Genomic DNA, 26,218 nt, shown 5'->3' with positions numbered 1-26,218 from the left:
CGGCCATGTTCTCACCGCAACCTCGTTCCGCGCCTGCGCCATTCTATGAAAAGGTGAAGCAGGCTATCAGCGAAAAGATCCACAGCGGCGTCTGGCGTCCGCACGATCGCATTCCTTCGGAGGCGGAACTGGTGGCGCAGTTTGGCTTTAGCCGCATGACCATCAATCGGGCGCTGCGTGAACTGACCGATGAAGGCCTGCTGGTGCGATTACAGGGGGTAGGGACGTTTGTCGCGGAGCCGAAAGGGCAGTCGGCGCTGTTTGAAGTGCGCAGCATCGCCGAAGAAATTGCTTCGCGCCGCCATCAGCACCGCTGTGAAGTGCTGCTGCTGGAGGAAACGCAGGCCGACCTGATTCAGGCCGCGGCGCTGAACGTGGCCGCCGGTACGCGGATTTTCCATTCGCTAATGGTACATTTTGAAAATGACGTCCCGGTACAGATTGAGGACCGCTGCGTCAACGCCGCCGTGGTGCCGGACTATCTGCGTCAGGACTATACCGCCACCACGCCCCACGACTATCTGTCGCTGATCGCCCCGCTGACCGAAGGGGAGCACATTGTCGAGGCGGTGCAGGCAACGGCTGAGGAGTGCGCGCTGCTGCATATTCACCCGCACGACCCCTGTCTGCTGATCCGCCGCCGCACCTGGTCCACTACCCATATCGTCTCCCACGCGCGCCTGCTTTTCCCCGGCAGCCGCTACCGTCTGCAGGGCCATTTTGCGTCCTGAACTCCCTGCGCGTCAGCAAAACGTGATTGCTGACGCAATATAACAAAAATGTATCATTTGTGTTAAATCCTGGCTTGCGCATGCTTGTATAGACAAGTATATGTATCTACGTACACAACGTTAATTGTCAGGAGAACCCCCGATGTCGCAAAGCAAATACCGCCAGCAGGACGTCCGTGCACCGCGTGGCACGACGCTAAATGCGAAGAGCTGGCTGACCGAAGCTCCGCTGCGTATGCTCATGAATAACCTTGACCCGGATGTCGCCGAAAACCCGCATGAGCTGGTGGTGTACGGCGGTATCGGGCGCGCGGCGCGCAACTGGGAATGCTACGACGCCATCGTGAAGGCGCTGAAAAACCTGGAGAGCGATGAAACCCTGCTGGTGCAGTCCGGTAAGCCGGTGGGCGTATTCAAAACCCATGAAAATTCGCCGCGGGTGCTGATCGCCAACTCCAACCTGGTGCCGCACTGGGCAACCTGGGAACACTTTAACGAACTGGATGCCAAAGGGTTGGCGATGTACGGTCAGATGACCGCCGGCAGCTGGATCTATATCGGCAGCCAGGGCATCGTGCAGGGCACCTATGAAACCTTCGTTGAAGCCGGCCGCCAGCACTACCAGGGCAGCCTGAAAGGACGCTGGGTCTTGACCGCCGGTCTGGGCGGCATGGGCGGCGCGCAGCCGCTGGCCGCGACCTTAGCGGGCGCCTGCTCGCTGAATATTGAATGCCAGCAAAGCCGTATCGATTTCCGTCTGCGTACCCGCTACGTTGACGAACAGGCGACGTCGCTGGATGACGCCCTGGCGCGCATCAAAAAATACACCGCCGAAGGCCGGGCGATCTCTATCGCCCTGTGCGGAAACGCGGCCGACATCGTGCCGGAAATGGTCAAGCGCGGCGTGCGCCCGGATATGGTGACCGATCAGACCAGCGCCCACGACCCGCTGCACGGCTATTTGCCGAAAGGCTGGAGCTGGGAAGAGTACCAGGCGAAAGCCGAGTCAGACCCGCAGGGCACTATCCTGGCGGCGAAGCGCTCAATGGCCGACCACGTGCAGGCGATGCTGGCATTCCACGAAATGGGCGTGCCGACGTTTGACTACGGTAATAACATTCGCCAGATGGCCCAGGAGATGGGCGTTGACAATGCGTTTGCTTTCCCCGGTTTTGTACCCGCCTATATCCGCCCGCTGTTTTGCCGCGGCATCGGCCCGTTCCGCTGGGTTGCCCTGTCCGGTGACCCGCAGGACATCTATAAAACCGACGCCAAAGTAAAAGAGATCGTTAAAGACGATAAGCACCTGCACCACTGGCTGGATATGGCCCGCGAGCGTATCAGTTTCCAGGGACTGCCGGCACGTATCTGCTGGGTAGGTCTCGAATGGCGGCAGAAGCTGGGGCTGGCGTTTAACGAAATGGTGCGCAGCGGTGAAGTCTCCGCGCCGATCGTCATTGGCCGCGACCACCTTGACTCCGGCTCCGTCGCCAGCCCGAACCGCGAAACGGAAGCGATGCGCGATGGTTCCGACGCCGTTTCCGACTGGCCGCTGCTCAACGCCTTACTGAATACCGCCAGCGGTGCGACCTGGGTGTCGCTGCACCACGGCGGCGGCGTCGGGATGGGCTTTTCGCAGCACTCCGGTATGGTTATCGTCTGCGATGGTACTGATGAGGCGGCCGCGCGCATCGCCCGCGTCCTGCACAACGATCCGGCGACCGGCGTGATGCGTCATGCCGATGCAGGTTACGATATCGCGATTGAGTGCGCGACAGAACAAGGTTTGAATCTTCCGATGGTGGCAGCAACGCAGGGGCACGCTAAATGAACGCTTTAACACTGATTCCGGGTCAACTCAGCCTGTCGCAGCTGCGCGACGTCTACAGCCAGCCGCTAAAGCTCGCCCTCGACGAAAGCGCGTTCGCGGCGATTGATGACAGCGTCGCCTGCGTTAACGCCATTCTGGCGGAAGGTCGCACCGCCTACGGTATCAACACCGGTTTTGGCCTGCTGGCGCAAACCCGCATCTCTACCGAAGACCTGGAAAACCTGCAGCGCTCGCTGGTGCTGTCGCACGCGGCGGGAGTAGGCGAACCGCTGGATGACGACCTCGCGCGTCTGATTATGGTGCTGAAAATTAACAGCCTGTCGCGCGGCTTTTCCGGGATTCGCCTGAGCGTGATCCAGGCGCTGATTGGCCTGGTCAACGCGGGTGTGACGCCGTGGATCCCGGCGAAGGGATCGGTCGGCGCATCCGGCGACCTCGCGCCGCTGGCGCATATGTCTTTAACCCTGCTTGGCGAGGGGAAAGCGCGGGTGCGCGGCGGGGAGTGGCTGCCGGCGACGGAAGCGCTGCGTAAAGCCGGGCTGGAGCCGATTACTCTGGCGGCGAAAGAGGGACTGGCGCTGCTCAACGGCACGCAGGCCTCGACGGCATTTGCCCTGCGCGGCCTGTTCGAAGCCGAAGATCTGTTCTCTTCTGCGGTGGTCTGCGGGGCGTTAACCACCGAGGCGGCGCTTGGATCGCGCCGGCCGTTTGACCCGCGCATTCATGAAGCGCGCGGCCAGCGCGGGCAGATTGACGCCGCGGCGCTCTATCGCCATCTGCTGACCGACGACAGCGCCATTTCCCAGTCGCATCATAACTGTACCAAGGTGCAGGATCCGTACTCTCTGCGCTGTCAGCCGCAGGTGATGGGGGCCTGCCTGACCCAGCTTCGCCAGGCGGCTGAGGTGCTGCTGGTGGAAGCCAACGCGGTATCCGACAACCCGCTGGTATTTGCCAGCGAGAACGACGTGATTTCCGGCGGTAACTTCCACGCCGAACCGGTGGCGATGGCGGCGGATAATATCGCGCTGGCGATTGCCGAAATTGGCTCGCTGTCGGAGCGCCGCATCGCCCTGATGATGGACAGCCATATGTCGCAGCTGCCGCCGTTCCTTGTGAAAAACGGCGGCGTCAACTCCGGCTTTATGATTGCCCAGGTGACGGCGGCGGCGCTGGCCAGCGAGAACAAAGCGCTGTCGCATCCGCACAGCGTGGACAGTCTGCCGACCTCAGCCAACCAGGAGGACCACGTTTCCATGGCGCCGGCCGCCGGGCGTCGCCTGTGGGCGATGGCGGAAAATACCCGCGGCGTGCTGGCCGTTGAGTGGCTGGCTTCCGTACAGGGGTTGGATATGCGCGAAGGCCTGACCAGTAGCCCGCTGCTGGAAGAGGCGCGACACCTGCTACGCGAACGGGTAACCCATTACACCGAGGATCGTTTCTTCGCCCCGGATATCGAAAACGCCATTGCGCTTCTGGCGGCGCGTCATTTGACGCGGCTGCTGCCCGCCGTGCTCTAAATCATCGCTGTTCTCTGTACCCGCGCCGGGGGGATCGCTTCTTCCCGGCCACCCTACACGCATATTTGTCGTCGTATAAAAACTATCAGGACACTTGCATATGCAACAACAAAACAAGCCACACCTGCTGCGCGGGCTGAACGCCCGGCACATTCGTTTTATCGCCCTCGGCTCCGCCATCGGTACCGGGCTGTTTTACGGCTCGGCATCGGCGATCAAAGCCGCGGGCCCGGCGGTACTGCTGGCCTATCTGATCGGCGGCGCGGCGGTGTTTATCGTGATGCGCGCGCTGGGGGAAATGGCGGTACGCAACCCCGTTTCCGGCTCCTTCAGCAGCTACGCGCGCCAGTATCTTGGTCCGCTGGCGGGGTTTATCACCGGCTGGACCTACACTTTTGAAATGGTGATCGTCGCCCTCGCGGACGTTACCGCTTTCGGCATCTATATGGGACTGTGGTATCCCGATGTTCCGCGCTGGATTTGGGTGCTAAGCATTATCTTTTTTATCGGCGCCATGAACCTGTGCAGCGTGCGCGTTTTTGGCGAGATGGAGTTCTGGCTGTCGCTGATCAAAGTGGTGGCGATTATCGCCATGATTGTGGCGGGCGGCAGCATTATTTTCTTCGGGTTCGGTAATGCTTTCCCGGCAACCGGGCTGGAGAACCTATGGAGCCACGGCGGCTTTGCCCCTAACGGCTGGGAGGGGATTATTGCCTCGCTCGGTATCGTGATGTTTGCCTTTGGCGGCGTCGAGATTATCGGCGTGACCGCGGCGGAAGCGAAGAATCCGCAGAAGGTGATCCCGCAGGCGATCAACACTATCCCGCTGCGTATCGTGCTGTTCTATGTCTGCACCCTGGCCATTCTGATGGCGATATTCCCGTGGAATAGCTTCGGCGAGCGGGGCAGTCCTTTCGTGCTGATTTTTGAGGGTCTGGGTATTCCTGCGGCGGCCACCATTCTGAATATCATCGTCATCAGCGCCAGTATTTCGGCGATCAACAGCGATATTTTCGGCGCGGGGCGCATGATGTACGGTATGGCGAAAGAGGGGCTGGCGCCGAAGAGCTTCCAGCGTATCGCCAGCAACGGCGTGCCGTGGATGACGGTGGTGGTGATGGGCGTGGCGCTGCTGGTGGCGGTGGTGTTGAACTACCTGATGCCGGAGCAGGTGTTTGTGCTGATCGCTTCGCTGGCGGCCTTCGCGACGGTGTGGGTCTGGGTGATGATCCTGCTCGCCCACTTTGCGATGCGTCGCGGCCTGTCCGCTGAAGAGCGCGGCAATATCGCGTTCCCGGTGCCGTTCTGGCCGGTTGCGCCGCTGCTGACGCTGCTGTTTATGGGGCTGGTGATTGCGGTGCTCGGAATGGTGGAAGAGACGCGGATTGCGCTGATCGCCGGTCTGGTGTGGCTCGGACTGCTGACGGCGGTGTGGTTTGCGCGGGTGCGCAAAAACGCCGTGCTGGCGATGACGGAGTCGTGATTGTTTTGGTTTTCCCGGGTGCGGCTAACGCCTTACCCGGGCGACCAAATTGCATGAACTCGTAGCCCGGATAAAGCGTTTACGCCGTAATCCGGGATCGTTAGCTAAACAGGGCGCTAATCGACGCGCTGCCGAGGCTGTGGAAATGGACGTTAAAGCCTACCATCGCGCCGCTTGCGCCCTCATCGACGTCAATCTTTTCGACGTCCAGCGCGTGGACGGTAAAGATATAGCGATGGGTCTCGCCCTTTGGCGGTGCCGCGCCGCCGTACCCGGCCTGGCCAAAATCGGTGCGGGCCTGTATCGCTTCTTCGGGCAGTTCCGCCTGCCCGGAGCCCGCTCCCTGCGGTAGCACGCGGGTATCGGCCGGCAGGTTGGCCACCACCCAGTGCCACCAGCCGGAGCCGGTCGGCGCATCGGGATCGAAACAGGTCACCACAAAGCTTTTGGTTCCGGCCGGGACATCGTCCCACGCCAGATGCGGCGAAATATTATCGCCATCGTAGCCCATACCGTTGAAGACATGACGATTGGGCAGCTTCTCGCCATCCTGCAAATCATGACTGATTAATTTCATCGTCTCTCCTCGCATTAATTCACTGATTAGCAAAGAAGTGTAGCGCGTGAGGCGCGCCTTTACCGTCGCTTATTCGCTAAAAAATGTTTCATCCTGAACAGCGATGTTAACCGCCCGCGTCAGGCGGCTTAGCTGTGCCGGCGTAATGATGTACGGCGGCATCAGGTAGATAAGGCGCCCGAACGGGCGGATCCACACGCCTTGCTCGACGAAAAAGCGCTGCAGAGCGGCCATGTTGACCGGCCGATGCGTCTCGACCACGCCAATGGCTCCCAGCACCCGCACATCGGCAACCTGCGCGGATTCGCGCGCCGGCGCCAGCTCGGCGTTGAGCTGCGCTTCAATGGCCGCCACCTGCTGCTGCCATTCGCCGCTTTCCAGCAGGCGCAGGCTCTCGGTCGCCGCCGCGCAGGCCAGCGGGTTGCCCATAAAGGTCGGGCCGTGCATAAAGCAGCCGGCTTCACCGTCGCTGATGGTTTCCGCCACCTGACGAGTGGTGAGGGTGGCGGAGAGCGTCATGGTGCCGCCGGTCAGCGCTTTGCCGAGGCACAGAATATCCGCCGCGATAGCCGCGTGCTCGCAGGCGAACAGCTTACCCGTTCGGCCAAAGCCAGTGGCAATCTCATCGGCAATCAGCAGAATGCCTTCCCGATCGCACATCTTGCGGATCCGCCTGAGCCACTCGGGATGGTACATCCGCATGCCTCCCGCCCCCTGGACAATCGGCTCGAGGATCACCGCGGCGATTTCATGACGATGGGCGGCCATCAGCCGGGCGAACGGCACGATATCCCGCTCATCCCATTCACCGTCAAAGCGGCTTTGCGGCGCCGGGGCGAAGAGGTTATCGGGCAAATAACCCTGCCACAGGCTGTGCATTGAGTTCGCCGGATCGCAGACCGACATCGCGCCGAAGGTATCGCCATGATAGCCGTTGCGGAAGGTAAGAAAGCGTCGGCGCGGGTCGCCCTTCGCCTGCCAGTACTGCAGCGCCATTTTCATCGCCACTTCAACGGCGACGGAACCGGAATCGGCGAGGAACACGCACTCAAGGCTTTCCGGCGTCATCGCCACCAGCTGGCGGCACAGGGCGATCGCGGGAGGGTGAACGATCCCGCCGAACATCACGTGCGACATCTGCTCAATCTGCCCTTTCATCGCCGCGTTCAGCCGCGGGTGGTTGTAGCCGTGAATCGCCGCCCACCAGGACGACATGCCGTCAACCAGTTGCCCGCCGTCGGCGAGGGTCAGCTCACAGCCGTGGGCGGCCACGACCGGATAGACCGGCAGCGGCGAAGTCATTGAAGTGTAAGGGTGCCAGATGTGGCGCCGATCGAAAGCGAGATCGTCCGTTGTCATAATCGACTTGTAAACCATTTTGAAAACATTTAGGTTTACGAGTATAAACCGAACCAACAATTAACAAAACCCTTGGGAGAGGCTAATGGCTCACCACCTCCGCTGGACAATGTCGCAAGTTACTGAGTTATTTAATAAACCCTTTCTGGACCTGCTGTTTGAAGCGCAACAGGTCCATCGCCAGCACTTCGACCCGCGCCAGGTTCAGGTCAGCACGCTGCTGTCGATTAAGACCGGCGCCTGCCCGGAAGACTGCAAATACTGCCCGCAAAGCGCGCGCTATAAAACCGGCCTCGAATCCGAGCGCCTGATGGAAGTTGAACAGGTCCTGGAGTCGGCGCGACAGGCGAAACAAGCCGGTTCAACCCGCTTCTGTATGGGGGCGGCGTGGAAGAATCCGAACGATCGCGATATGCCGTATCTTGAGCAGATGGTGAAAGGGGTGAAAGCGCTGGGGCTGGAAGCCTGCATGACCCTCGGTACGCTCAACGATAGCCAGGCGCAGCGCCTGGCCGGCGCCGGTCTGGATTATTACAACCACAACCTTGATACCTCGCCGGAGTTCTACGGCAATATCATCACCACCCGCACCTACCAGGAGCGCCTTGATACCCTCGACAAGGTGCGCGATGCCGGGATTAAAGTGTGCTCCGGCGGGATTGTCGGGCTTGGCGAAACGGTTAAAGACCGCGCCGGGCTGCTGCTGCAGTTGGCCAATCTGCCGACGCCGCCGGAAAGCGTGCCGATCAACATGCTGGTGAAGGTTAAAGGCACGCCGCTGGCGGACAACGACGACGTGGACGCCTTTGATTTTATTCGTACTATCGCCATTGCGCGCATCATGATGCCAACCTCGCACGTGCGTCTTTCCGCCGGGCGCGAACAGATGAACGAACAGACCCAGGCGATGTGCTTCATGGCCGGAGCGAACTCGATTTTCTACGGCTGCAAGCTGCTGACCACGCCAAACCCGGAAGAGGACAAAGACCTGCAGCTGTTCCGCAAGCTGGGCATTAACCCGCAGCAGACCGCGGTGCTGGAAGGCGATAACGCCCAGCAGCAGCGCCTGGAGCAGGCGCTGATGAATCCGGATACCGAGGAATATTACAACGCGGCGGCGCTATGAGCTGGCAGCACCGTATCGAGCTGGCGCTGGAGGAGCGGCGAGCGGCGGATGCCTTGCGCAGTCGCCTACCGGTGACGCTGGGCGCAGGACGCTGGCTCAGCCGCGAAGGACGGCGCTGGCTCAATTTTTCCAGCAACGATTATCTTGGCCTCAGCCAGCATCCGGCTGTCGTCAAGGCCTGGCAGCAGGGCGCGGAGCGCTACGGCGTCGGCAGCGGCGGCTCCGGCCACGTCAGCGGCTATAGCGAGGCGCACCGCGCGCTGGAGGAGCAGCTGGCCGACTGGCTGGGCTATCCGCGCGCGCTGCTGTTTATTTCCGGCTTTGCTGCGAACCAGGCGGTAATTGCCGCGCTGGCGGGCAAAGAGGATCGGATTGTCGCCGACCGTCTCAGCCACGCATCGCTGCTGGAAGCCGCCAGCCTGAGCCCGGCGCAGCTGCGACGCTTTCAGCACAATGACTGCCGCCATCTTGACGAGTTGCTGGCGAAACCGCTTACTGGCCAGCAACTGGTGGTGACCGAAGGCATTTTTAGCATGGACGGCGATAGCGCGCCGCTGGCGGAGGTTTGCCAGGCGTCGCGGGTCGCGGGCGCGCTTCTGCTGGTTGACGACGCGCACGGTATCGGCGCGCTCGGCGAAGAGGGGCGCGGCAGCTGCCATACGCAGCAGATACGCCCGGATCTGCTTATCGTCACCTTCGGTAAAGCGTTTGGCGTCAGCGGCGCGGCGGTGCTGTGCAGCGAGGCGCTGGCGGATTATCTGCTGCAGTTTGCCCGCCATCTGATTTACAGCACTGCCATGCCCCCGGCGCAAGCGGTGGCGCTGAGCGCCGCGCTGGCCGTGATTCGCAGTGACGAGGGTCAGCAGCGGCGGGAAACCCTGGCCGGCCATATCGCCGACTTTCGCCGGGGAATGTCCCACTATCCCGGTGAACTCACCGATTCTGGCAGCGCGATTCAGCCTCTGATCGTCGGTGATAACGCGCGCGCGCTGCGGCTGGCGGCGCGTCTGCGCGAGGAAGGCTGCTGGGCGACGGCAATCCGCCCGCCGACGGTCCCCGCCGGCAGCGCGCGGCTGCGCCTGACGCTGACCGCCGCGCATAAGTCTGCCGATATCGCTCGCCTGCTGGAGGTGCTGCATGACGGCGGTGAATAAGCGCGCCATCGCGGCGGCGTTTGGCCGCGCGGCGGGGCATTATACCCAGCACGACGAATTACAGCGTCTAAGTGCCTCTCTGCTGCTGGAACAGCTGGATATCAAGACCTTTCCAGAGGTGCTGGACGCGGGCTGCGGCCCCGGCAGCATAAGCCGTTTCTGGCGCGATGCAGGGAGCCGGGTGACGGCACTGGATCTTTCCGTCGACATGCTGGCGGAAGCCCGCCGCGGAAACTGCGCGCACCGCTACCTGGAAGGCGACATCGAAGCGCTGCCGCTGGCGGACGGTAGTGTTGACCTGGCGTGGAGCAATCTTGCGGTTCAGTGGTGCGACAATCTCGCTACCGCCGTTGATGAGCTGTCCCGGGTGGTACGGCCCGGCGGGCGCGTCGCGTTTAGTACGCTGCTGTCAGGTTCTTTACCTGAGCTCAATCAGGCCTGGCGAGCCATCGATGCGCGGCCGCACGCCAACCGTTTTCTCAGCGAGCAGGCGGTGCGCCAGACGCTGGCCGGTCGCCGCGCCAGCGGCCACGTCCACGCCATCACGCTGCCGTTTGCCGACGCGCTCAGCGCGATGCGCTCGCTTAAAGGCATTGGCGCGACCCATCTACACCACGGGCGCGGCGCGGCTACGCTCAGCCGCGGCAAGCTGAGGCAGCTTCAGCTCGCCTGGCCGCAGCAGCAGGGCCAGTGTCCGCTGACGTATCATCTTTTCACAGGAGTTATCGAACGTGATTAAACGTTTTTTCGTTACCGGCACCGACACCGAGGTGGGTAAAACCGTCGCCAGCTGCGCTCTGCTGCAGGCGGCCAATCGCGAAGGATTTAAGAGCGCGGGCTACAAACCGGTGGCTTCCGGCAGCGAATATACGCCGCAGGGTCTGCGCAACGAGGATGCGCTGGCTTTACAGCGCAATAGCCGGGTGGCGCTACGCTACGAGCAGGTCAACCCGTTCACCTTTGCTGAGCCGACGTCACCGCATATTATCAGCGCCGAAGAAGGGAGGCCGATCGACGCCGCCGCGATCTCTGCAGGCCTGCGCGGTCTGGAAGCTCTGTCTGACTGGCTGCTGGTGGAAGGGGCAGGGGGCTGGTTTACGCCGCTTTCGCAGACGCTGACCTTTGCCGATTGGGTACGGGAAGAGCGGCTGCCGGTGATTTTAGTGGTCGGCGTTAAGCTGGGGTGCATCAACCATGCGATGCTTACCGCTCAGGCGGTGCTTCAGGCCGGGCTGCCGCTGGCGGGCTGGATAGCCAATGATATCCAGCCGCCGGGCAGGCGCCACTCTGAGTATCTGGCGACGTTGAAGCGCGTACTGCCCGCGCCGTTGCTCGGCGAGATCCCGTGGCTGGCGAATGCGGTTCAGCGTGAGGATCTGGGACAGTATCTCGACCTCAGCGCGCTGGATCGGGCGTCATCCACTTCGCCAGCAGTGGAGTATCCAGTTGGTTAACGTCGCCCTGAGCGACGCTGCGTCCGCAGTGCAGTAGACAGAAACGATCCGCCACCCGGCGAATAAACGGCAGATGCTGTTCGGCGATCAGCACCGTCAGGCCAATATCGCGGTTCAGACGCATCAGTAAATCCCCAAGTTTGTGCAGGAAACGCTGGCCGCCGCCGCGTGAGGGCTCGTCGAGGATCAGCAGGCGCGGGCGGGTTATCAGCGCTCTCGCCAGCGCCAGCTGGTACTGGTCGTCGGCGGTCAGGGTAATCCCTTTACTTTGCCGCAGAGCGTACAGCTCGGGAAACAGATCGTAAATCTCTCCGGCGACCGCTGATGCCGGTTCACCGCCCGCCGCGAGGGCGATGTGCAGATTTTCCTCGACGCTCAGCTGTGAAAAAATCCGTTTATCCTGCGGGACGTAGCCAATGCCGATGGCGCTGCGCGACTGCGCGGAGAGCGGCATCAGATCATAGGGCGCCGATCCGCCGTCCTGCCAGGTCATACTGCCGCTGGCCACCGGCAGATGGCCGGTAATGCAATTGACGAGCGTGGTTTTACCCATCCCCTGAAGCCCCATTACGCAGGTGCATTTACCGGGCCTGAGCTCGAGGTCGACATTCCACAGCGTGTGCTGGCTTCCGTAATAGTGATTCACGGCACGTAGACTCAACATAGACGTTTTCTCCTTTCCTGGGATAGCAGGCGACAAGAAGATTCTGCAAATCTCTTGCCAGGAAAAAGAACTCTCGGTATTTGCTGGTCTATACAGGTGCTGCCGGGCGAAAGCGGATCGGCCTTGCACTTTCCCGGTGCCCGCGCGCTGAAACGTGGTGCAAAAATCTCGCTACTCTTCGTCGATAAACAGCAAAAAAAATTCAATTAATTTTTTTCGCGGCGGGTTTTGCCGAGGCGATCGGTTTTGTGCGGGTGGCACGGGTCATGGGCTGCAGACAGTTATCCACTATTCCTGTGGATAACCTTGTGCATTAGAGTTAGAAAACTTGCGGTAAGCTAGAGAGTACGCGGCCTGCGGGCGAATTGGCGCGAAACCCGTCTTTTATTAAATTCTATTAAATATCAATTGATTAGATAAAAGCAATGCCTGTAAGAAAAGTGTCACCGGCTGCCATAAAACATTCATCCCCTCGCTTGACAAATGTTAAATGACAATACTTTTTGGGGATAACCCTACAGAGTGGCGGATTATCCCGTAAAGCGCTTTTTATTTGCCCATGTTGGCGGTAAAAAGCGCCAATTAGACCGGATACGATAATAGGACACTGGCTTTATATCCAGTGTTTTTTATTGGCAAAAGCTGAGCTGACGAGTAGAATTAAACACCTGCCGTTCAACCCTTCTTCAGGTTCTGATTGATGAGTAAACCGTTCAAGCTGCATTCTGCTTTCCGTCCCTCCGGCGACCAGCCGGAAGCCATTCGTCGCCTGGAAGAGGGGCTGGAAGATGGCCTGGCGCATCAAACGCTGCTCGGGGTAACCGGCTCAGGTAAAACGTTTACCATCGCCAACGTTATTGCTGACCTGCAGCGCCCGACGATGGTGCTGGCGCCGAACAAAACCCTGGCGGCGCAGCTTTACGGCGAGATGAAAGAGTTCTTCCCGGAGAACGCGGTGGAGTATTTCGTCTCGTACTATGACTACTACCAGCCGGAAGCCTATGTACCAAGCTCGGACACCTTCATCGAGAAAGATGCGTCGGTGAACGAACACATTGAACAGATGCGTCTGTCGGCGACCAAAGCCCTGCTGGAGCGTCGCGACGTGGTGGTGGTGGCGTCGGTCTCCGCTATTTACGGCCTGGGCGATCCGGACCTCTATCTGAAGATGATGCTGCACCTGACGGTGGGCATGATCATTGACCAGCGCGCTATCTTGCGCCGCCTGGCCGAGCTGCAGTATACCCGCAACGATCAGGCCTTCCAGCGCGGTACCTTCCGCGTGCGCGGCGAAGTGATTGATATCTTCCCGGCGGAATCTGACGACGTCGCGCTGCGCGTTGAGCTGTTCGATGAGGAAGTTGAGCGCCTGTCGCTATTCGATCCGCTGACCGGTCATATCGAGTCGACGATCCCGCGTTTCACCGTCTACCCAAAGACCCACTACGTCACCCCGCGCGAGCGTATCGTCCAGGCGATGGAAGAGATTAAAGTGGAACTGGCGGAGCGGCGTAAGGTGCTGCTTGAGAACAACAAGCTGCTGGAAGAGCAGCGCCTGAGCCAGCGTACGCAGTTCGACCTCGAAATGATGAACGAGCTGGGCTACTGTTCGGGGATTGAAAACTACTCGCGCTACCTGTCGGGCCGCGGCCCGGGCGAGCCGCCGCCGACGCTGTTTGACTACCTGCCGGCCGATGGTCTGCTGGTGATTGATGAATCCCACGTTACGATCCCGCAAATCGGCGGCATGTACCGCGGGGACCGGGCGCGTAAAGAGACGCTGGTGGAGTACGGTTTCCGTCTGCCGTCGGCGCTCGATAACCGGCCAATGAAGTTTGAAGAGTTTGAGGCCCTGGCGCCGCAAACTATCTACGTATCGGCGACGCCGGGGGCCTATGAGCTGGATAAATCCGGCGACGAGGTGGTGGATCAGGTCGTCCGTCCTACGGGGCTGCTGGATCCGGTTATCGAAGTGCGTCCGGTGGGCACCCAGGTCGACGATCTACTCTCGGAAATTCGCATCCGCACCGCGATCAACGAGCGCGTGCTGGTCACGACGCTGACCAAACGGATGGCGGAAGATTTAACCGAATATCTGGAAGAGCACGGCGAGCGGGTTCGCTACCTGCACTCGGACATCGACACCGTGGAGCGCATGGAGATTATCCGCGACCTGCGCCTCGGCGAGTTTGACGTTCTGGTGGGCATCAACCTGCTGCGTGAAGGTTTGGATATGCCGGAAGTCTCGCTGGTGGCGATCCTTGATGCTGATAAAGAAGGCTTCCTGCGCTCTGAACGCTCGCTGATTCAGACCATTGGCCGCGCGGCGCGAAATATCAACGGCAAAGCGATTCTCTACGGCGATAAAATCACCCCGTCGATGGCGAAAGCGATCGGTGAAACCGAGCGCCGCCGTGAGAAGCAGCAGGCGTACAATGAAGAGCACGGCATTGTTCCGCAGGGGCTCAACAAGAAAGTGGTCGACATTCTGGCGCTTGGACAGAATATCGCGAAAACCAAAACCAAGGGGCGCGGCAAGTCCCGCTCACCGGTTGAGGCGGATACGGTCGCCCTCACGCCGAAGGCGCTTCAGCAGAAGATTCACGAGCTGGAAGGGCAGATGATGCAGCACGCGCAGAACCTGGAGTTCGAAGAGGCGGCGCAAATTCGCGACCAGCTTCACCAGTTGCGCGAGCTGTTTATCGCCGCTTCGTAGCGGAGTAATCGCCAGGACCTTACGGGTCTTCGGGGTGATGGACGGGATGTGTTGTTCGCATGTCGGGTAAGGCGCTAGCCGCCACCCGACAGAAAAGCGGGCCCTGCGACAAAACGAGGTGGCCGGAATGCTTTGGTTATTTATTGCACCTCTGTCGCGATTTTCCCTGATGCTTAATGTTGGCTTAATCTTGTTTGGCGAAACTATCCTCACTTTACTGAGGATAGCGCCATGCAAAAATTAACCTTCCGCGAATACCTGGCAGTCACCTGCGCGTTTGTTATTGTCGTTGCCTTTTTCCATCAGTGGGTGCTGACGTTCTGACGCGAAGCTTTAGGGAAGAGTACCCAGGCGCGAACGCCGGGGCCGGGCTGACGGTTATGTAAAAAGAACTGCGCGTCGTGCAGCTGGGCGATGCGGGTGACGATGCTTAACCCAAGACCAATACCGCCGTAGCGGCTGTCCATGCGAACGAACGCTTTGCTTAATTCACCGCTTTTCGCCTCATCGATTCCCGGGCCTTCGTCTTCGATCGCCAGAATTGGCGTTGGGCCGGGCGCTATCGACACTTTAATCGTCGACCCCGTCGGGCTATAGCGATGGGCGTTTTCCACCAGATTTCGCAGGATTACCTGCACCAGCGTGGCGTCGCCCGAAACCACCGCTTCACCCTCTTTTTCGCTGAACACCAGCTTTTGCTGGCGCTGCTGCAGCATCGTTTCGAGCTCGTCCTGCAGCGGCTCGAAAACATCCTCTTTTAGCGCAACCTGCTGATAGCTACCGGCGGAGAATGACTGGCCGACGCGCGCCAGCTGAAGCAGTTGAGAAATGCTGTTGGTCATTTGATCGAGACGCTGTATCAGCGGGTCCACGCTAACGTTGTGCACTTTCGCCAGCAGCTCCAGGTGCAGACGCAGCCCGGCCAGCGGCGTGCGTAGCTCATGGGCGACGTCGGCGGTAAACAGACGCTCGCGATCGAGGGTTAAATTCAGGCGGGACACCAGCTGATTAATCGCGGTGGTCACCGCGGTGACTTCAGGAACCGATTCCTTCAGCGTGATAGGCTGCAGATTGTCCGGGGTGCGGCTTTCCAGCTCAAGCTGCAGTCTGGAAAGCGGCCTGGTGATTTTTTTAACCGCCAGCAGGGAAATATACAGCGCCAGGCCAATAATCAGCAGGCTCGGGATCAGCAGGCTGGCTACCGCTTCGCGAACCTCGTGCTCAATATGCTTCTGATTGTTATGCCCTTCGATGGCGCTGGCGACCAGCAGCTGTATCTGTTCCTGGCTTTCATGCCACAGCCAGAACACGCTGATGAGCTGACAAACGGCCAGAATAACGCCAATTGTCAGCAGCAGCCGATGACGCATAGTCCAGTTTTCACTGACAAAAAAAGCCATAGCGTTATTCGGTCTCCGCGTTATCAACCAGCATATAGCCAAAGCCCCGAACGGTGCGGATGCGTGATTTGCCGACTTTATCGCGCAGATTATGGATATGCACCTCCAGCGTGTTGGTGGCCGGTTCGTTGTCCCAGCTGTAAATATCGTTATAGAGAATTTCGCGATGCACCGGGCTGCCCGCCTTCATCATCAGACGAGAAAGCAGGGCGTACTCTTTGGGGGTTAAATCCAGAGACTGTTCGCCGATCCAGACCAGTCGCCGGGTGACGTTCAGGCGTAAATTGCCGACGGTCAGTTCGTTATCGCCCTGATTGTTGTGACGACGCAGCAGGGCACGAATGCGCGCGTTAAGCTCTTCCAGCGCAAACGGTTTAACCAGGTAGTCATCCGCGCCGGTATCCAGGCCGCTGATGCGGTCATCCACGGTATCGCGGGCGGTGAGGATCAGCACCGGCTGGCTGAACTTCTCCCGTCGCATGCGCGCCAGGAAGTGCAGGCCGTCCTCATCCGGCAGGCCGAGGTCGAGGACCACCAGGCTATAGTGATTGCTGGCCAGAGAGAGCGCTGCTTCGTGGGCGGTTGACACGCCGTCGCAGACGTAACCCTCGCTTTGCATCGCCAGGATTAATCCCTGTAACAGGAGCGCATCGTCTTCAATGACTAAAATTTTCATCGGCCTGCCTCTCTACATGGCGTTAAGATATCGTCTGTTGCCTGGTACTCGCGGGTGCTGACCCCGAGCAGACCGAGCAGGGTGGAGAAGAGATTATCCTGCGAATACGCTTGCGTTTTCGCTTTTTGCTGCAAACACTGGCTGGACACGCCATAGCGCTGTTGATAATCCGCGGACAGCCACAGCAGCATCGGGACGTGTTTTTGCGTCTCCGGCGCGATGGACCACGGCAGCCCGTGTAAATATACCCCATCCTCGCCAAGCGACTCGCCGTGATCCGACAGATACACCAGGCTGGTGGTAAATTTATCCTGCTTTGACTGGAGTAATTTTATCGCTTTGTCGACCACATAATCGACATACAAAATCGTATTGTCGTAGGTATTGGTGAGCTGCTGCTGGGTACAGCTCTGAATTTCGTTGGTATCGCAGGTCGGCGTAAACTGTTTAAACTGCGCCGGATAGCGATTGTAGTAGGTCGGACCGTGGCTGCCGATGGTGTGCAGAACAATAATCCCGTCCTGCTGAAGATTGTCGATATAGCTATCCAGGTTATGGAACAGCACCTCATCGTAGCACTCGCCGTCGATGCACTGGCCGCTCAGCTTGAGATCGGTGACGTTCTGGTGCGGCACCCGATCACAGGCCCCTTTACAGCCGCCGTCGTTATCATTCCACTGCACCTGAATTCCCGCCCGCTGCAGGATATCCAGCACGCCTTCCTGGTGGTGCGCCAGCTCTTCATCATAGTGGGCGCGCGGCATATTAGAGAACATGCACGGCACGGAAACCGCGGTTGCGGTGCCGCAGGAAGTGGTGTCGGGGAAATAGATAACATTATCCTGTTTCAGGCGCGGGTTGGTCTCGCGGGTGTAGCCGTTCAGGGAAAAGTTGGCCGCCCTTGAGGTTTCGCCTAATACCACGATGGTCAGGTTTTTCCGCGGTCCGCTGCGCATCTCCGGTTTCTGAACCGCGTCTTCGCCAATTTTGACCAGCGGAAGATTGTCCATTCTGTTATGCGCATACCATGAATTCACCGCCACAATGCTGTTTGACGGGTTCAGGGACTTCACCAGCTCTTTGTTATTGCGAAACAGCGAGGCGTAATCCTTATAAAAAAATGCCGCGACCAGAATAATCAGCAGCGCTGAAACCACGATGCTCACCAGCCTTACCGCCACGCTGCGCCACAGGGTGGCCGGTTTGCGGATTTTAACCCACCAGGCCGCGACCACCGCCAGCACGCCGGTGAGACCCAGTATCAGGACCATTCTGCCTGAGAGAAGCGCAAAGCTTTCGGCGGGCGTAGTATCAAGAATATTGGTGATCATCGCCCGATCGATAATCACTCCGAAGGTCCAGATAAAATACTGGGCCGAGGCGCTCAGCAAAATAAACAGGCTGATGATGAGGCGGTCAAGCTTCAGGAACGACGCTATCGTGGTGATGATATTCATCACGCTGATGGCCACAATCGGCATACTGAGGAACACCAGCCAGTTGTGCAGACCGTTGACCGGCAGCAGGGTAAACGCCTGGCGATAGAAAGCGATATTCAGCACCAGACCGATATAGCTGGCGAAAAGAATCAAATAGACCGTACGGTTAAGCATTGGCCGGCGTAAAGAAAATAACGACATAGCGAACGTCCACATAAAGAGATGTTCGCTATGCTGCCCGTTTTTTTTTAAGACAACCTTAAGATTTTAAGCCAGCCTGATTTTGTCCCGACAATAAGCCTGTTTTGAGGATTAGCCTAATGCCTGAATCGCTTTATCCAGCGCGCGGCGTAATAGCTGCCGATCGTGGCGGTAGGGCACATCGCTGGCGTCCAGGGGCGTCTGAATGACAACCCGATTTTCAATCCCTGCGACATCGGCCTTCGGGCCGACAACTAGCGCGTCAATCACCCGTTTACCGATCTGCTGTTCCATAATGGCCACTCTGTCCGCCAGCGTCAGGCTGGCTGCCGGGCTGTGCTCTTTGCCCAGGTTATCGATAAATACCATCGGCGCGGGCGTGCGGCGTAGCGCCTGCGCCATCTCATCGAGGAGCAGAATCGGCATCAGGCTGGTATAGAAGCTGCCGGGGCCAATCAGGATTAAGTCGGCTTCGGCGATGGCTTCTATCGCTTCGCGAGTGGTGGGGACCGGCGGCGAGAGCATAAGCTCGCGCGGCACGCTGGCAAGCTGATCGATATTCACTTCGCCGTAGACTTCATGCCCTTCGTGGTCAATAGCCATCAGATCGACTGGTTGTTCCGACATCGGGATCAGAAACGCGTCAACCTTAAGGAGATTTCTGATCAAATTGATCGCTTCAAGCGGCCGGACGCTCAAGTGATCCAGCGCCTTAAGCATTAAATTACCGAGGTTATGCCCGGAAAGTTCGCCGTTGCCGCTAAAACGGTACTCAAACATCGCTGACGCTACGCTAGGTTCGGCGATAAGTTGATTAATACAGTTGCGCATATCGCCCCAGGCGATACCGCCTTCCGCGCGACGAATGCGTCCCGTAGAGCCGCCGTTATCGGTGGTGGTGACGATGCCGGTAAGGCGTGAACCGAGCGAAGAGAGGGATGACATCACCCGGCCCAGGCCGTGCCCGCCGCCGAGAGCCACAACGCGATCAAGATCGGCGAAAGTACGATTGCGCATAAAAATCCTTTATAACAATTAATCGGGCTCACAGTAACCGATCTACCCCTAAAAGACGATGGGCGGGACCTGACAAACTGACCGACATCAATGCAAAAGCGTGGTTTTTAGCTATTCTGTAGCGAAAATGCGCGATCGTAGCGATATGTAATTGAATATATAACGAAATCGGAAATGGCGAAACCGTTATTAAAGCGCTACTATCGGCATAACCCGTTAACACTCTAGCCTCTGTGCCTGTGTCAAAAGATATGGTGCTTTGGCCGTGACAACTTCGGTTGCCACCAGGGCGCGGAAAGAAATGACCGCGTCTCCCGTATTTGGAAAGGTGTCTATGGCTTCACAGCTTACCGATGCATATGCGCGGAAGTTTTACTATCTGCGCTTATCAATTACCGACGTCTGCAACTTTCGTTGCACCTACTGCCTGCCCGATGGCTATAAGCCCGGCGCCGTCACCAATAAAGGCTTCCTCAGCGTCGATGAGGTTCGTCACGTCACTCGCGCATTCTCCGCCCTGGGGACGGAAAAGGTACGCCTGACCGGCGGTGAGCCTTCGCTGCGTCGCGATTTTACCGACATTATCGCCGCCGTGCGGGAAAATCCCTCCATTCGCCAGATTGCGGTCACCACCAACGGCTACCGGCTGGCGCGGGATGTTGAAAGCTGGCGCGATGCCGGGCTGACGGCGATTAACGTCAGCGTGGACAGCCTCGATGCGCGTCAGTTTCACGCCATCACCGGCCAGGACAAGTTTCGTCAGGTGATGGACGGCATTGATGCCGCCTTTGCCGCTGGCTTCGAAAAAGTGAAGGTTAATACCGTGCTGATGCGCGACGTTAACCATCACCAGCTCGACACCTTTCTGGCGTGGATCCAGCCGCGCCGCATTCAGCTGCGTTTTATTGAATTGATGGAAACCGGCGAAAGCAGCGATCTGTTCCGCCGCCATCATATCTCGGGCATGGTGCTGCGCGATGAGCTGCTGCGCCGCGGCTGGATCCATCAGATCCGCCAGCGTAGCGACGGCCCGGCGCAGGTGTTTTGCCATCCGGACTATGCCGGGGAAATCGGCCTGATCATGCCTTATGAAAAAGATTTCTGCGCCACCTGCAACCGCCTGCGCGTCTCTTCCGTGGGTAAATTGCACCTGTGCCTGTTCGGCGAAGGCGGCGTCGACCTGCGCGATCTTCTTGCCGATGAGCAGCAGCAGCCGGCGCTGGAGGCGCGCATATCCGAGGCGTTAACGCACAAAAAGCAAACTCATTTCCTGCATCAGGGCAACACCGGTATTACGCAGAACCTGTCGTATATCGGCGGATAATTCATTTTAAGGAGCGATCAGATGAGCCAGGCCAGCGCTGAGTTTATCCCGACCCGTATTGCTATTCTCACCGTCTCCAGCCGACGCGGCGAAGAGGACGACACCTCCGGCCACTGGCTGCGCGATGCGGCAGAGGAGGCAGGCCATGTCATCGTCGATAAGGCGATTGTGAAAGAGAACCGCTACGCTATTCGCGCCCAGGTATCGGCGTGGATTGCCGGCGATGAGGCGCAGGTGGTGCTGATTACCGGCGGCACCGGCTTTACCGACGGCGACCAGGCGCCGGAAGCGCTGCTGCCGCTGTTTGACCGCGAAGTCGAAGGCTTCGGCGAGGTGTTCCGCATGCTCTCATTCGAAGAGATCGGTACCTCGACCCTGCAGTCCCGCGCTGTTGCCGGGATCGCCAACCGTACGCTGATTTTTGCGATGCCTGGCTCAACCAAAGCCTGTCGTACCGCCTGGGACAATATTATTGCGCCGCAGCTCGATGCGCGTACGCGTCCGTGCAACTTTATCTCTCACCTTAAGAAGTAATTTATGTCACAGCTGACCCATATTAACGCCGCCGGCGAAGCGCACATGGTCGATGTTTCGGCGAAAGCGGAGACGGTTCGCGAAGCGCGCGCCGAGGCCTATGTTGAGATGCAGGCTACGACGCTGGCGATGATCATCGACGGCAGCCATCACAAAGGCGATGTCTTCGCCACCGCGCGCATCGCCGGGATCCAGGCGGCAAAGCGCACCTGGGAGCTTATTCCGCTGTGCCATCCGCTGATGCTGAGCAAAGTTGAGGTCAATCTGCAGGCGCAGCCCGAGTATAACCGGGTGCGCATTGAATCCCTGTGCCGCCTGACCGGGAAAACCGGCGTTGAGATGGAAGCGTTGACCGCCGCCTCTGTCGCCGCGCTGACGATTTACGATATGTGCAAAGCGGTACAGAAAGATATGGTGATTGGCCCGGTGCGCCTGCTGGCGAAAAGCGGCGGCAAGTCCGGCGATTTTAAAGTGGAAGATAGCCATGATTAAGGTTCTTTTTTTTGCTCAGGTGCGTGAACTGCTCGGCACCGATTCCCTGACGCTCGATCCGCACGGGCTTTCCACGGTTGAAGCCGTTCGCCAGCAACTGATCGCCCGCGGCGACCGCTGGGCGCTGGCGCTGGAAGAGGGCAAACTGCTGGCGGCGGTAAATCAGACGCTGACCACCTTCGATCATCCGCTGGCGGCCGGTGATGAAGTGGCGTTTTTCCCGCCGGTTACCGGAGGATAAGATGACGCAGACGCGTATTATCGTCAGCCATGACCGCTTTAAGGTCGGCGACGAATACCCCTGGCTGGCCGAGCGCGATGAAGACGGCGCGGTGGTAACCTTTACCGGTAAGGTTCGCAACCACAACCTTGGCGACAGCGTGAAAGCGCTGACCCTTGAGCACTATCCGGGGATGACTGAAAAATCGCTAGCGGAAATCGTTGAGCTGGCGCGCGAGCGCTGGCCGCTGGGGCGGGTCACGGTGATTCACCGTATCGGCGAGATGTGGCCCGGAGAAGAGATTGTTTTTGTTGGCGTCACCAGCGCCCATCGCGGCAGCGCGTTTGCGGCGGGGGAGTTTATTATGGATTACCTGAAAACCCGCGCGCCGTTCTGGAAGCGCGAGGCGACGCCGGAAGGCGAGCGCTGGGTTGATGCGCGAGATAGCGACCGTGAAGCGGCAGAACGCTGGTAGTGTGGTACGCTTAGAAGATAAATTTCGTTAATCAGGAGACAGTCATGGATAGATATCCTCGTTCCGGGGCGATCGTACAGGGTCGCAGCGGACTTCAAACTTTTATGGCGCAGGTGTACGGCTGGATGACGGTCGGGCTACTGCTCACGGCGTTTATCGCGTGGTTTGCGGCCAACACCCCTGCGGTGATGATGTTTGTTTTTTCCAGTAAAATAACCTTTTTCGGCCTGATCATCGCTCAGCTGGGGCTGGTATTCGTGCTCTCCGGCATGGTGCAGCGGCTGAGCGCGGGAATGGCGACCACCCTGTTTATGCTCTATTCGGCGCTCACCGGGCTAACGCTTTCCAGTATTTTCATCGTTTATACCTACTCGTCGATTGCCAGTACCTTCGTGGTGGCCGGCGGGATGTTTGGCGTGATGAGCCTTTACGGCTATACCACTAAACGCGACCTGAGCGGCTTCGGCAACATGCTGTTTATGGCGCTGATCGGTATCCTGCTGGCGTCACTGGTTAACTTCTGGCTGAAGAGCGAAGCGCTGATGTGGGCGGTGACCTACATCGGGGTTATCGTATTCGTCGGTCTGACCGCCTATGACACCCAGAAGCTGAAAAACATCGGCGAGCAGATTGACGTTCGCGATGCATCAACGCTGCGTAAATACTCGATTCTTGGGGCGCTGACGCTGTATCTGGACTTTATCAACCTGTTCCTGATGCTGCTGCGCATTTTCGGCAATCGTCGTTAACTCGTTCCCGAAGGCGATGCTGCGCATCTGTCCGGGCTACTGGATCTCAGACGGTGGTGAACCTGCAGCCCCGGTCAGCATTCGCGACCGGGGCTTTTTTTACTTTTCTCCCGCCAGCTTGCGCTGGTTTTTCTCCCGCAGATGTTTCGCCCGACTCTCCAGAATCAGGTAGCCGATGGTCGCCAGCAGCAGCGGCAGGAAGTAGTACAGCGCGCGGTAGGCGAGCAGGGCGGCGATAATCGCGCCGCGCGAAATCTCTTCCCCGGAAAGCATGGCGATAAACACCGCCTCAAGTACGCCAATGCCTGCCGGAATATGCACGATAACCCCCGCAATGCTGCTGACCAGCAGTACGCCGAGCACGAGGAAATAGTCCACCTGCGGCCCCAACAGCAGCCAGATAATCGCCCCCATCGCCATCCAGTTCAGGCTGGAAACCGCCATCTGCAATATCGCGAAGCGCCAGGACGGCAGAACCAGCCGCTGACCTTTTATCGTCAGATGGCGCTTTTTAGCAAAGGCGCAGGCCCACAGGTAAAACGCGGAAATCAGCAGTAAAACGACGCCCAGAATTTGCAGCGACGACTGGCTGATATACCAGCGATCGGGAACCTTCACCATACCGGAGCTAAAAATAATGCCGCCGAGCAGAATATAGCCCAGCCAGTTGGTGGTAATGCTCAGCGAAAAAATTCGGGTAATGGTCGCCCCGCTCAGGCCGAGGCGCGAGTACAGCCGATAGCGCATACCAATCCCACCCACCCAGGTACTGAGCGTCAGGTTAAAGGCGTAGCAAATAAATGACACCAGCATTACCTGACGTTTAGCCAGCTTGTGGCCGCAGTAAGCGCGCCCAAGCAGATCGTAGCAGCCATAGATCAGGTAGCTGGCGATAACTAACCCGATGGCGCTGAGCAGCGCCATACGGTTGTAATCGCGAATCACTTTCCACACGTCCTGCCAGTCAATTTTCTGGGCGTAGACCACCAGCAGAACGACGACGGCGATAAAAAAGAGCACCGTCAGGATTTTTTTCGCCATCCGCCAGCGAGGGTGAGATTTCGCCATCAGGATTTCACCTCCTGATTTTCCGGGTCTACGCGATCCTGAGTTTCAATCTCCGGCTGTACCGGGGGCTGAACCCGCGACAGCAGCGGCGTATGGGCCGGTAGCCATCCGACCCAGGCAGGGAAGTGGCGCAGGAAGTGGAACGCCAGCACGCTAATACCGAGCCGCCACCAGGTGCGTTTCGACAAAATGCGCTTATCGACCTCGCGGCAGTCGTTAAGGATTAAGCCATTGAGATTATCGCGCAGCGTCTGGTTAAACTCGCGGTCGTGAATCACCAGATTAGCTTCCAGATTCAGCGACAGGCTGAGCGGGTCGAGGTTGCTGGAGCCGACGGTGGCCCAGTGGTCGTCCGCCAGCGCCACTTTGCCGTGCAGCGGACGGCGGCGGTATTCGAAAATCTGCACGCCGCCTTTAACCAGATAGTGATAGAGCAGGCGCGCGCCGAATTTGACAATGGGAATATCCGGTTCGCCCTGCACGATAAGCTTGACGCGGACGCCACGTCGGGCAGCGTTGCGCATGGCGTGCAGCAGGCGATAGCCGGGGAAAAAGTAGGCGTTGGCGATAATCACTTCCCGGCGGGCGGTGGTCAGCATCTTCAGATAGTGACGTTCAATATCGTCACGATGATCCTGATTATCCCGCCAGATAAACAGCGCCTGGGCCTCGCCGGGGTTGCGGTTGATTTCAGGCTTATGCCGACGCCGCTGCCACCAGCGGCGGGTCGCCTCATTGGTGGGCAAGTTTTCCAGTTCAAATTGCAGGATATCGAGCACCACCGGTCCTTCGACCTGCACGGCATAATCCTGTTTGGCCTCCGGACCGTAATCGGTCATATGCTCGGCGGAGTAGTTAATTCCGCCAACGAAGGCGGTTACGTCGTCGATCACCACGATTTTACGATGCATGCGGCGGAATAAATTAGTGCGCATGCCGAGCAGTCGCGGGCGCGGGTCGTAGTAGCGAAAAATCACGCCAGCCGACGTCAGCTCGCCCACAAAGCTTTCGCTCAGATCCGGCGAGCCGTAGCCGTCCAGTAACACCTCGACGCGGACGCCGCGCTGGGCCGCTTTTAACAGAACGGCATGGAGCTGTTTGCCGACGTCATCTTCAAACCAAATAAAGGATTCCAGGATCACCCGCTGCTGCGCGCGACCAATGGCGGCAAACAGCGCCGGATAATAGTTATCGCCATTTTCTAATAGCCGAATGCGGTTTCCTTCCTGCCAGCTGCATTTCACAGATGTATCTCCACGCTAAGCGGTGCATGATCGGACAAATGACGCCACTGTTTTAACGCCAGCGCCTTTGGCTGGCTGGCATAGGCGTTTTTTACGTAGATGCGGTCGAGGCGCAGCAGAGGGAAGCTGACCGGGAAAGTTCGCGCCGGACGCCCTCTGGCGCGGGTAAAAATCTCCTCCAGCCCGGCCTGGGTTTTAAGCTGGCGGTTAGCCTGCTGCCGCCAGTCGTTAAAATCACCGGCCACCACTACCGGTTCGCCCGCGGGTAAACCGTTCACCCACTCCGCCAGCATCGTCAGCTGGGCCTGGCGCTGATGAGAACGCAGCCCCAGATGCGCGCAGATCACATGGATAGCGATCCCGCTTTCCGGCGGCACAATGCGGCAGTAAAGCAGCCCGCGCTTTTCGCTGTTGCCCACCGAAACATCGAGATTTTGATAATGTTCAATGGGAAAGCGGGAAAGTACCGCATTGCCGTGATGTCCTTCCGGATAAACGGCGTTGCGGCCGTATGCGTAATCGCTCCACATGGTATCGGCGAGAAACTCATAGTGGGTGGTATCCGGCCAGTTTTCGATATGCAGCGGATGAATTTCGTGCGCCCCCATCACCTCCTGCAGGCAAACAATGTCGGCGCTGACGCTGCGCACCGCTTCGCGTAATTCGGGCAAAATAAAGCGGCGATTGAACGCAGTAAAGCCTTTATGGGTGTTAATTGTCAGCACGTTTAACGAAAATCGCGGCATTTGTTCGTCCTTATTTCT

At 58.8% G+C, this 26,218-nt stretch carries 25 protein-coding genes and 1 riboswitch; of the genes, 15 read left to right on the top strand and 10 right to left on the bottom strand.

The window, feature by feature from the left end:
- Nucleotides 1-5: 5 nt before the first annotated feature.
- From K7H21_RS19275 to K7H21_RS19255, 4 genes are all read left to right on the top strand, one after another.
- Nucleotides 6-731, top strand: coding sequence for a histidine utilization repressor (locus K7H21_RS19275; protein WP_004130638.1), 726 nt, complete (start codon nt 6-8; stop codon nt 729-731).
- 142 nt (nt 732-873) lie between these two features.
- Nucleotides 874-2,562 carry a urocanate hydratase gene (gene hutU, locus K7H21_RS29065; protein ID WP_004130640.1) on the top strand — a complete coding sequence of 563 codons (1,689 nt, stop codon included), beginning with the start codon at nt 874-876 and terminating at the stop codon, nt 2,560-2,562.
- Nucleotides 2,559-4,082 carry a histidine ammonia-lyase gene (gene hutH, locus K7H21_RS19260; protein ID WP_004130641.1) on the top strand — a complete coding sequence of 508 codons (1,524 nt, stop codon included), beginning with the start codon at nt 2,559-2,561 and terminating at the stop codon, nt 4,080-4,082. The genes hutU and hutH overlap by 4 nt, the downstream gene beginning before the upstream one ends.
- Before the next feature lie 100 nt (nt 4,083-4,182).
- On the top strand, nt 4,183-5,565 hold the full coding sequence (locus K7H21_RS19255; RefSeq protein ID WP_223035291.1) for an amino acid permease: 1,383 nt from the start codon (nt 4,183-4,185) through the stop codon (nt 5,563-5,565).
- A 100-nt stretch (nt 5,566-5,665) separates the two neighbouring features.
- Here K7H21_RS19255 and K7H21_RS19250 read toward each other — a convergent pair whose 3' ends face one another.
- Nucleotides 5,666-6,142 carry a kinase inhibitor gene (locus K7H21_RS19250; RefSeq protein WP_223035290.1) on the bottom strand — a complete coding sequence of 159 codons (477 nt, stop codon included), beginning with the start codon at nt 6,140-6,142 and terminating at the stop codon, nt 5,666-5,668.
- Between the two features lie 69 nt (nt 6,143-6,211).
- Complete coding sequence (gene bioA, locus K7H21_RS19245; RefSeq protein ID WP_112165486.1) at nt 6,212-7,501, bottom strand: adenosylmethionine--8-amino-7-oxononanoate transaminase; 1,290 nt, start codon at nt 7,499-7,501, stop codon at nt 6,212-6,214.
- Nucleotides 7,502-7,586: 85 nt separating this feature from the next.
- Between bioA and bioB the strand changes: the two genes are divergently transcribed.
- From bioB to bioD, 4 genes are read left to right on the top strand one after another with little or no spacing between them, the layout of a single operon-like run.
- Nucleotides 7,587-8,627 carry a biotin synthase BioB gene (gene bioB / locus K7H21_RS19240; RefSeq protein WP_139529679.1) on the top strand — a complete coding sequence of 347 codons (1,041 nt, stop codon included), beginning with the start codon at nt 7,587-7,589 and terminating at the stop codon, nt 8,625-8,627.
- A complete protein-coding gene (gene bioF, locus K7H21_RS19235; RefSeq protein ID WP_087830008.1) occupies nt 8,624-9,781 on the top strand; it encodes an 8-amino-7-oxononanoate synthase in 1,158 nt (385 codons plus the stop codon). Before bioB ends, bioF begins: the two co-directional genes overlap by 4 nt.
- Nucleotides 9,765-10,520: a malonyl-ACP O-methyltransferase BioC gene (gene bioC, locus K7H21_RS19230; RefSeq protein ID WP_004130659.1), complete on the top strand. Its 756-nt coding sequence runs from the start codon at nt 9,765-9,767 to the stop codon at nt 10,518-10,520. The genes bioF and bioC overlap by 17 nt, the downstream gene beginning before the upstream one ends.
- Nucleotides 10,513-11,235 carry a dethiobiotin synthase gene (bioD, locus tag K7H21_RS19225; protein WP_112165393.1) on the top strand — a complete coding sequence of 241 codons (723 nt, stop codon included), beginning with the start codon at nt 10,513-10,515 and terminating at the stop codon, nt 11,233-11,235. Before bioC ends, bioD begins: the two co-directional genes overlap by 8 nt.
- On the opposite strand, the gene K7H21_RS19220 is transcribed toward bioD, so the two are convergent.
- Nucleotides 11,177-11,899, bottom strand: a complete 723-nt coding sequence (locus K7H21_RS19220) for an ABC transporter ATP-binding protein (RefSeq protein ID WP_004135264.1) — start codon at nt 11,897-11,899, stop codon at nt 11,177-11,179. The two genes, bioD and K7H21_RS19220, sit on opposite strands and share 59 nt — an antisense overlap.
- Nucleotides 11,900-12,599: 700 nt before the next feature.
- Between K7H21_RS19220 and uvrB the strand changes: the two genes are divergently transcribed.
- The gene (gene uvrB / locus K7H21_RS19215; protein ID WP_004130663.1) at nt 12,600-14,615 is read left to right on the top strand and encodes an excinuclease ABC subunit UvrB; all 2,016 of its coding nucleotides are present in this window, start codon (nt 12,600-12,602) and stop codon (nt 14,613-14,615) included.
- A gap of 302 nt (nt 14,616-14,917) precedes the next feature.
- Here the strand turns inward: uvrB and pmrB are convergent, their stop codons facing one another.
- From pmrB to yvcK, 4 genes are all read right to left on the bottom strand, one after another.
- Nucleotides 14,918-16,015, bottom strand: coding sequence for a two-component system sensor histidine kinase PmrB (gene pmrB / locus K7H21_RS19210; RefSeq protein ID WP_004130664.1), 1,098 nt, complete (start codon nt 16,013-16,015; stop codon nt 14,918-14,920).
- A gap of 4 nt (nt 16,016-16,019) precedes the next feature.
- Entirely contained in the window at nt 16,020-16,691 is a 672-nt protein-coding gene (gene pmrA, locus K7H21_RS19205; RefSeq protein ID WP_004130665.1) for a two-component system response regulator PmrA, read from the bottom strand.
- Nucleotides 16,688-18,331, bottom strand: a complete 1,644-nt coding sequence (gene eptA, locus K7H21_RS19200) for a phosphoethanolamine transferase EptA (protein WP_142481166.1) — start codon at nt 18,329-18,331, stop codon at nt 16,688-16,690. The genes pmrA and eptA overlap by 4 nt, the downstream gene beginning before the upstream one ends.
- A 111-nt stretch (nt 18,332-18,442) precedes the next feature.
- Nucleotides 18,443-19,348, bottom strand: a complete 906-nt coding sequence (yvcK, locus tag K7H21_RS19195) for a uridine diphosphate-N-acetylglucosamine-binding protein YvcK (RefSeq protein WP_049113355.1) — start codon at nt 19,346-19,348, stop codon at nt 18,443-18,445.
- Nucleotides 19,349-19,556: 208 nt separating this feature from the next.
- A riboswitch (molybdenum cofactor riboswitch) is annotated at nt 19,557-19,695 on the top strand.
- Between yvcK and moaA the strand changes: the two genes are divergently transcribed.
- The 6 genes from moaA to K7H21_RS19165 all read left to right on the top strand — a co-directional run bounded on the left by moaA (nt 19,683) and on the right by K7H21_RS19165 (nt 23,142).
- Nucleotides 19,683-20,672 carry a GTP 3',8-cyclase MoaA gene (gene moaA, locus K7H21_RS19190; protein ID WP_004130670.1) on the top strand — a complete coding sequence of 330 codons (990 nt, stop codon included), beginning with the start codon at nt 19,683-19,685 and terminating at the stop codon, nt 20,670-20,672. It overlaps the preceding riboswitch by 13 nt.
- A 21-nt stretch (nt 20,673-20,693) precedes the next feature.
- Nucleotides 20,694-21,206 carry a molybdenum cofactor biosynthesis protein B gene (moaB, locus tag K7H21_RS19185; protein ID WP_004130673.1) on the top strand — a complete coding sequence of 171 codons (513 nt, stop codon included), beginning with the start codon at nt 20,694-20,696 and terminating at the stop codon, nt 21,204-21,206.
- A 3-nt stretch (nt 21,207-21,209) separates the two neighbouring features.
- Nucleotides 21,210-21,698, top strand: coding sequence for a cyclic pyranopterin monophosphate synthase MoaC (moaC, locus tag K7H21_RS19180; RefSeq protein ID WP_004130675.1), 489 nt, complete (start codon nt 21,210-21,212; stop codon nt 21,696-21,698).
- A complete protein-coding gene (moaD, locus tag K7H21_RS19175; protein ID WP_004130677.1) occupies nt 21,691-21,939 on the top strand; it encodes a molybdopterin synthase sulfur carrier subunit in 249 nt (82 codons plus the stop codon). The genes moaC and moaD overlap by 8 nt, the downstream gene beginning before the upstream one ends.
- A 1-nt stretch (nt 21,940) precedes the next feature.
- A complete protein-coding gene (gene moaE / locus K7H21_RS19170) occupies nt 21,941-22,393 on the top strand; it encodes a molybdopterin synthase catalytic subunit MoaE (RefSeq protein WP_004130680.1) in 453 nt (150 codons plus the stop codon).
- A 44-nt stretch (nt 22,394-22,437) separates the two neighbouring features.
- On the top strand, nt 22,438-23,142 hold the full coding sequence (locus K7H21_RS19165; protein WP_004130681.1) for a Bax inhibitor-1/YccA family protein: 705 nt from the start codon (nt 22,438-22,440) through the stop codon (nt 23,140-23,142).
- Between the two features lie 99 nt (nt 23,143-23,241).
- Here K7H21_RS19165 and K7H21_RS19160 read toward each other — a convergent pair whose 3' ends face one another.
- Genes K7H21_RS19160 through K7H21_RS19150 form a run of 3 tightly spaced genes read right to left on the bottom strand, consistent with a single transcriptional unit; the run spans nt 23,242 to nt 26,200 of the window.
- Complete coding sequence (locus K7H21_RS19160; protein WP_049113351.1) at nt 23,242-24,210, bottom strand: lysylphosphatidylglycerol synthase transmembrane domain-containing protein; 969 nt, start codon at nt 24,208-24,210, stop codon at nt 23,242-23,244.
- On the bottom strand, nt 24,210-25,454 hold the full coding sequence (gene clsB / locus K7H21_RS19155) for a cardiolipin synthase ClsB (protein ID WP_004135240.1): 1,245 nt from the start codon (nt 25,452-25,454) through the stop codon (nt 24,210-24,212). The genes K7H21_RS19160 and clsB overlap by 1 nt, the downstream gene beginning before the upstream one ends.
- Nucleotides 25,451-26,200 carry an endonuclease/exonuclease/phosphatase family protein gene (locus K7H21_RS19150; RefSeq protein WP_004130684.1) on the bottom strand — a complete coding sequence of 250 codons (750 nt, stop codon included), beginning with the start codon at nt 26,198-26,200 and terminating at the stop codon, nt 25,451-25,453. Before K7H21_RS19150 ends, clsB begins: the two co-directional genes overlap by 4 nt.
- Between the last annotated feature and the right edge of the window lie 18 nt (nt 26,201-26,218).

Source organism: Klebsiella sp. CTHL.F3a (assembly GCF_019890895.1).
In the GTDB taxonomy this organism is placed as follows: Bacteria; Pseudomonadota; Gammaproteobacteria; order Enterobacterales; family Enterobacteriaceae; genus Klebsiella; species Klebsiella grimontii.
This window is presented reverse-complemented; position numbering and strand designations above follow the sequence as displayed.

Excerpts from the sequence above, each read along its gene's own strand:
- yvcK (WP_049113355.1), bottom strand. The coding sequence starts at position 19,348 with ATGCGCAATCGTACTTTCGCCGATCTTGATCGCGTTGTGGCTCTCGGC.
- K7H21_RS19220 (WP_004135264.1), bottom strand. The coding sequence starts at position 11,899 with ATGTTGAGTCTACGTGCCGTGAATCACTATTACGGAAGCCAGCACACG.
- bioA (WP_112165486.1), bottom strand. The coding sequence starts at position 7,501 with ATGACAACGGACGATCTCGCTTTCGATCGGCGCCACATCTGGCACCCT.
- K7H21_RS19165 (WP_004130681.1), top strand. The coding sequence starts at position 22,438 with ATGGATAGATATCCTCGTTCCGGGGCGATCGTACAGGGTCGCAGCGGA.
- moaE (WP_004130680.1), top strand. The coding sequence starts at position 21,941 with ATGACGCAGACGCGTATTATCGTCAGCCATGACCGCTTTAAGGTCGGC.
- K7H21_RS19160 (WP_049113351.1), bottom strand. The coding sequence starts at position 24,210 with ATGGCGAAATCTCACCCTCGCTGGCGGATGGCGAAAAAAATCCTGACG.
- moaB (WP_004130673.1), top strand. The coding sequence starts at position 20,694 with ATGAGCCAGGCCAGCGCTGAGTTTATCCCGACCCGTATTGCTATTCTC.
- hutH (WP_004130641.1), top strand. The coding sequence starts at position 2,559 with ATGAACGCTTTAACACTGATTCCGGGTCAACTCAGCCTGTCGCAGCTG.
- moaC (WP_004130675.1), top strand. The coding sequence starts at position 21,210 with ATGTCACAGCTGACCCATATTAACGCCGCCGGCGAAGCGCACATGGTC.
- K7H21_RS19275 (WP_004130638.1), top strand. The coding sequence starts at position 6 with ATGTTCTCACCGCAACCTCGTTCCGCGCCTGCGCCATTCTATGAAAAG.
- K7H21_RS19150 (WP_004130684.1), bottom strand. The coding sequence starts at position 26,200 with ATGCCGCGATTTTCGTTAAACGTGCTGACAATTAACACCCATAAAGGC.
- K7H21_RS19250 (WP_223035290.1), bottom strand. The coding sequence starts at position 6,142 with ATGAAATTAATCAGTCATGATTTGCAGGATGGCGAGAAGCTGCCCAAT.
- eptA (WP_142481166.1), bottom strand. The coding sequence starts at position 18,331 with ATGTCGTTATTTTCTTTACGCCGGCCAATGCTTAACCGTACGGTCTAT.
- pmrB (WP_004130664.1), bottom strand. The coding sequence starts at position 16,015 with ATGGCTTTTTTTGTCAGTGAAAACTGGACTATGCGTCATCGGCTGCTG.
- bioB (WP_139529679.1), top strand. The coding sequence starts at position 7,587 with ATGGCTCACCACCTCCGCTGGACAATGTCGCAAGTTACTGAGTTATTT.
- bioF (WP_087830008.1), top strand. The coding sequence starts at position 8,624 with ATGAGCTGGCAGCACCGTATCGAGCTGGCGCTGGAGGAGCGGCGAGCG.
- moaD (WP_004130677.1), top strand. The coding sequence starts at position 21,691 with ATGATTAAGGTTCTTTTTTTTGCTCAGGTGCGTGAACTGCTCGGCACC.
- bioC (WP_004130659.1), top strand. The coding sequence starts at position 9,765 with ATGACGGCGGTGAATAAGCGCGCCATCGCGGCGGCGTTTGGCCGCGCG.
- moaA (WP_004130670.1), top strand. The coding sequence starts at position 19,683 with ATGGCTTCACAGCTTACCGATGCATATGCGCGGAAGTTTTACTATCTG.
- K7H21_RS19255 (WP_223035291.1), top strand. The coding sequence starts at position 4,183 with ATGCAACAACAAAACAAGCCACACCTGCTGCGCGGGCTGAACGCCCGG.
- uvrB (WP_004130663.1), top strand. The coding sequence starts at position 12,600 with ATGAGTAAACCGTTCAAGCTGCATTCTGCTTTCCGTCCCTCCGGCGAC.
- pmrA (WP_004130665.1), bottom strand. The coding sequence starts at position 16,691 with ATGAAAATTTTAGTCATTGAAGACGATGCGCTCCTGTTACAGGGATTA.
- hutU (WP_004130640.1), top strand. The coding sequence starts at position 874 with ATGTCGCAAAGCAAATACCGCCAGCAGGACGTCCGTGCACCGCGTGGC.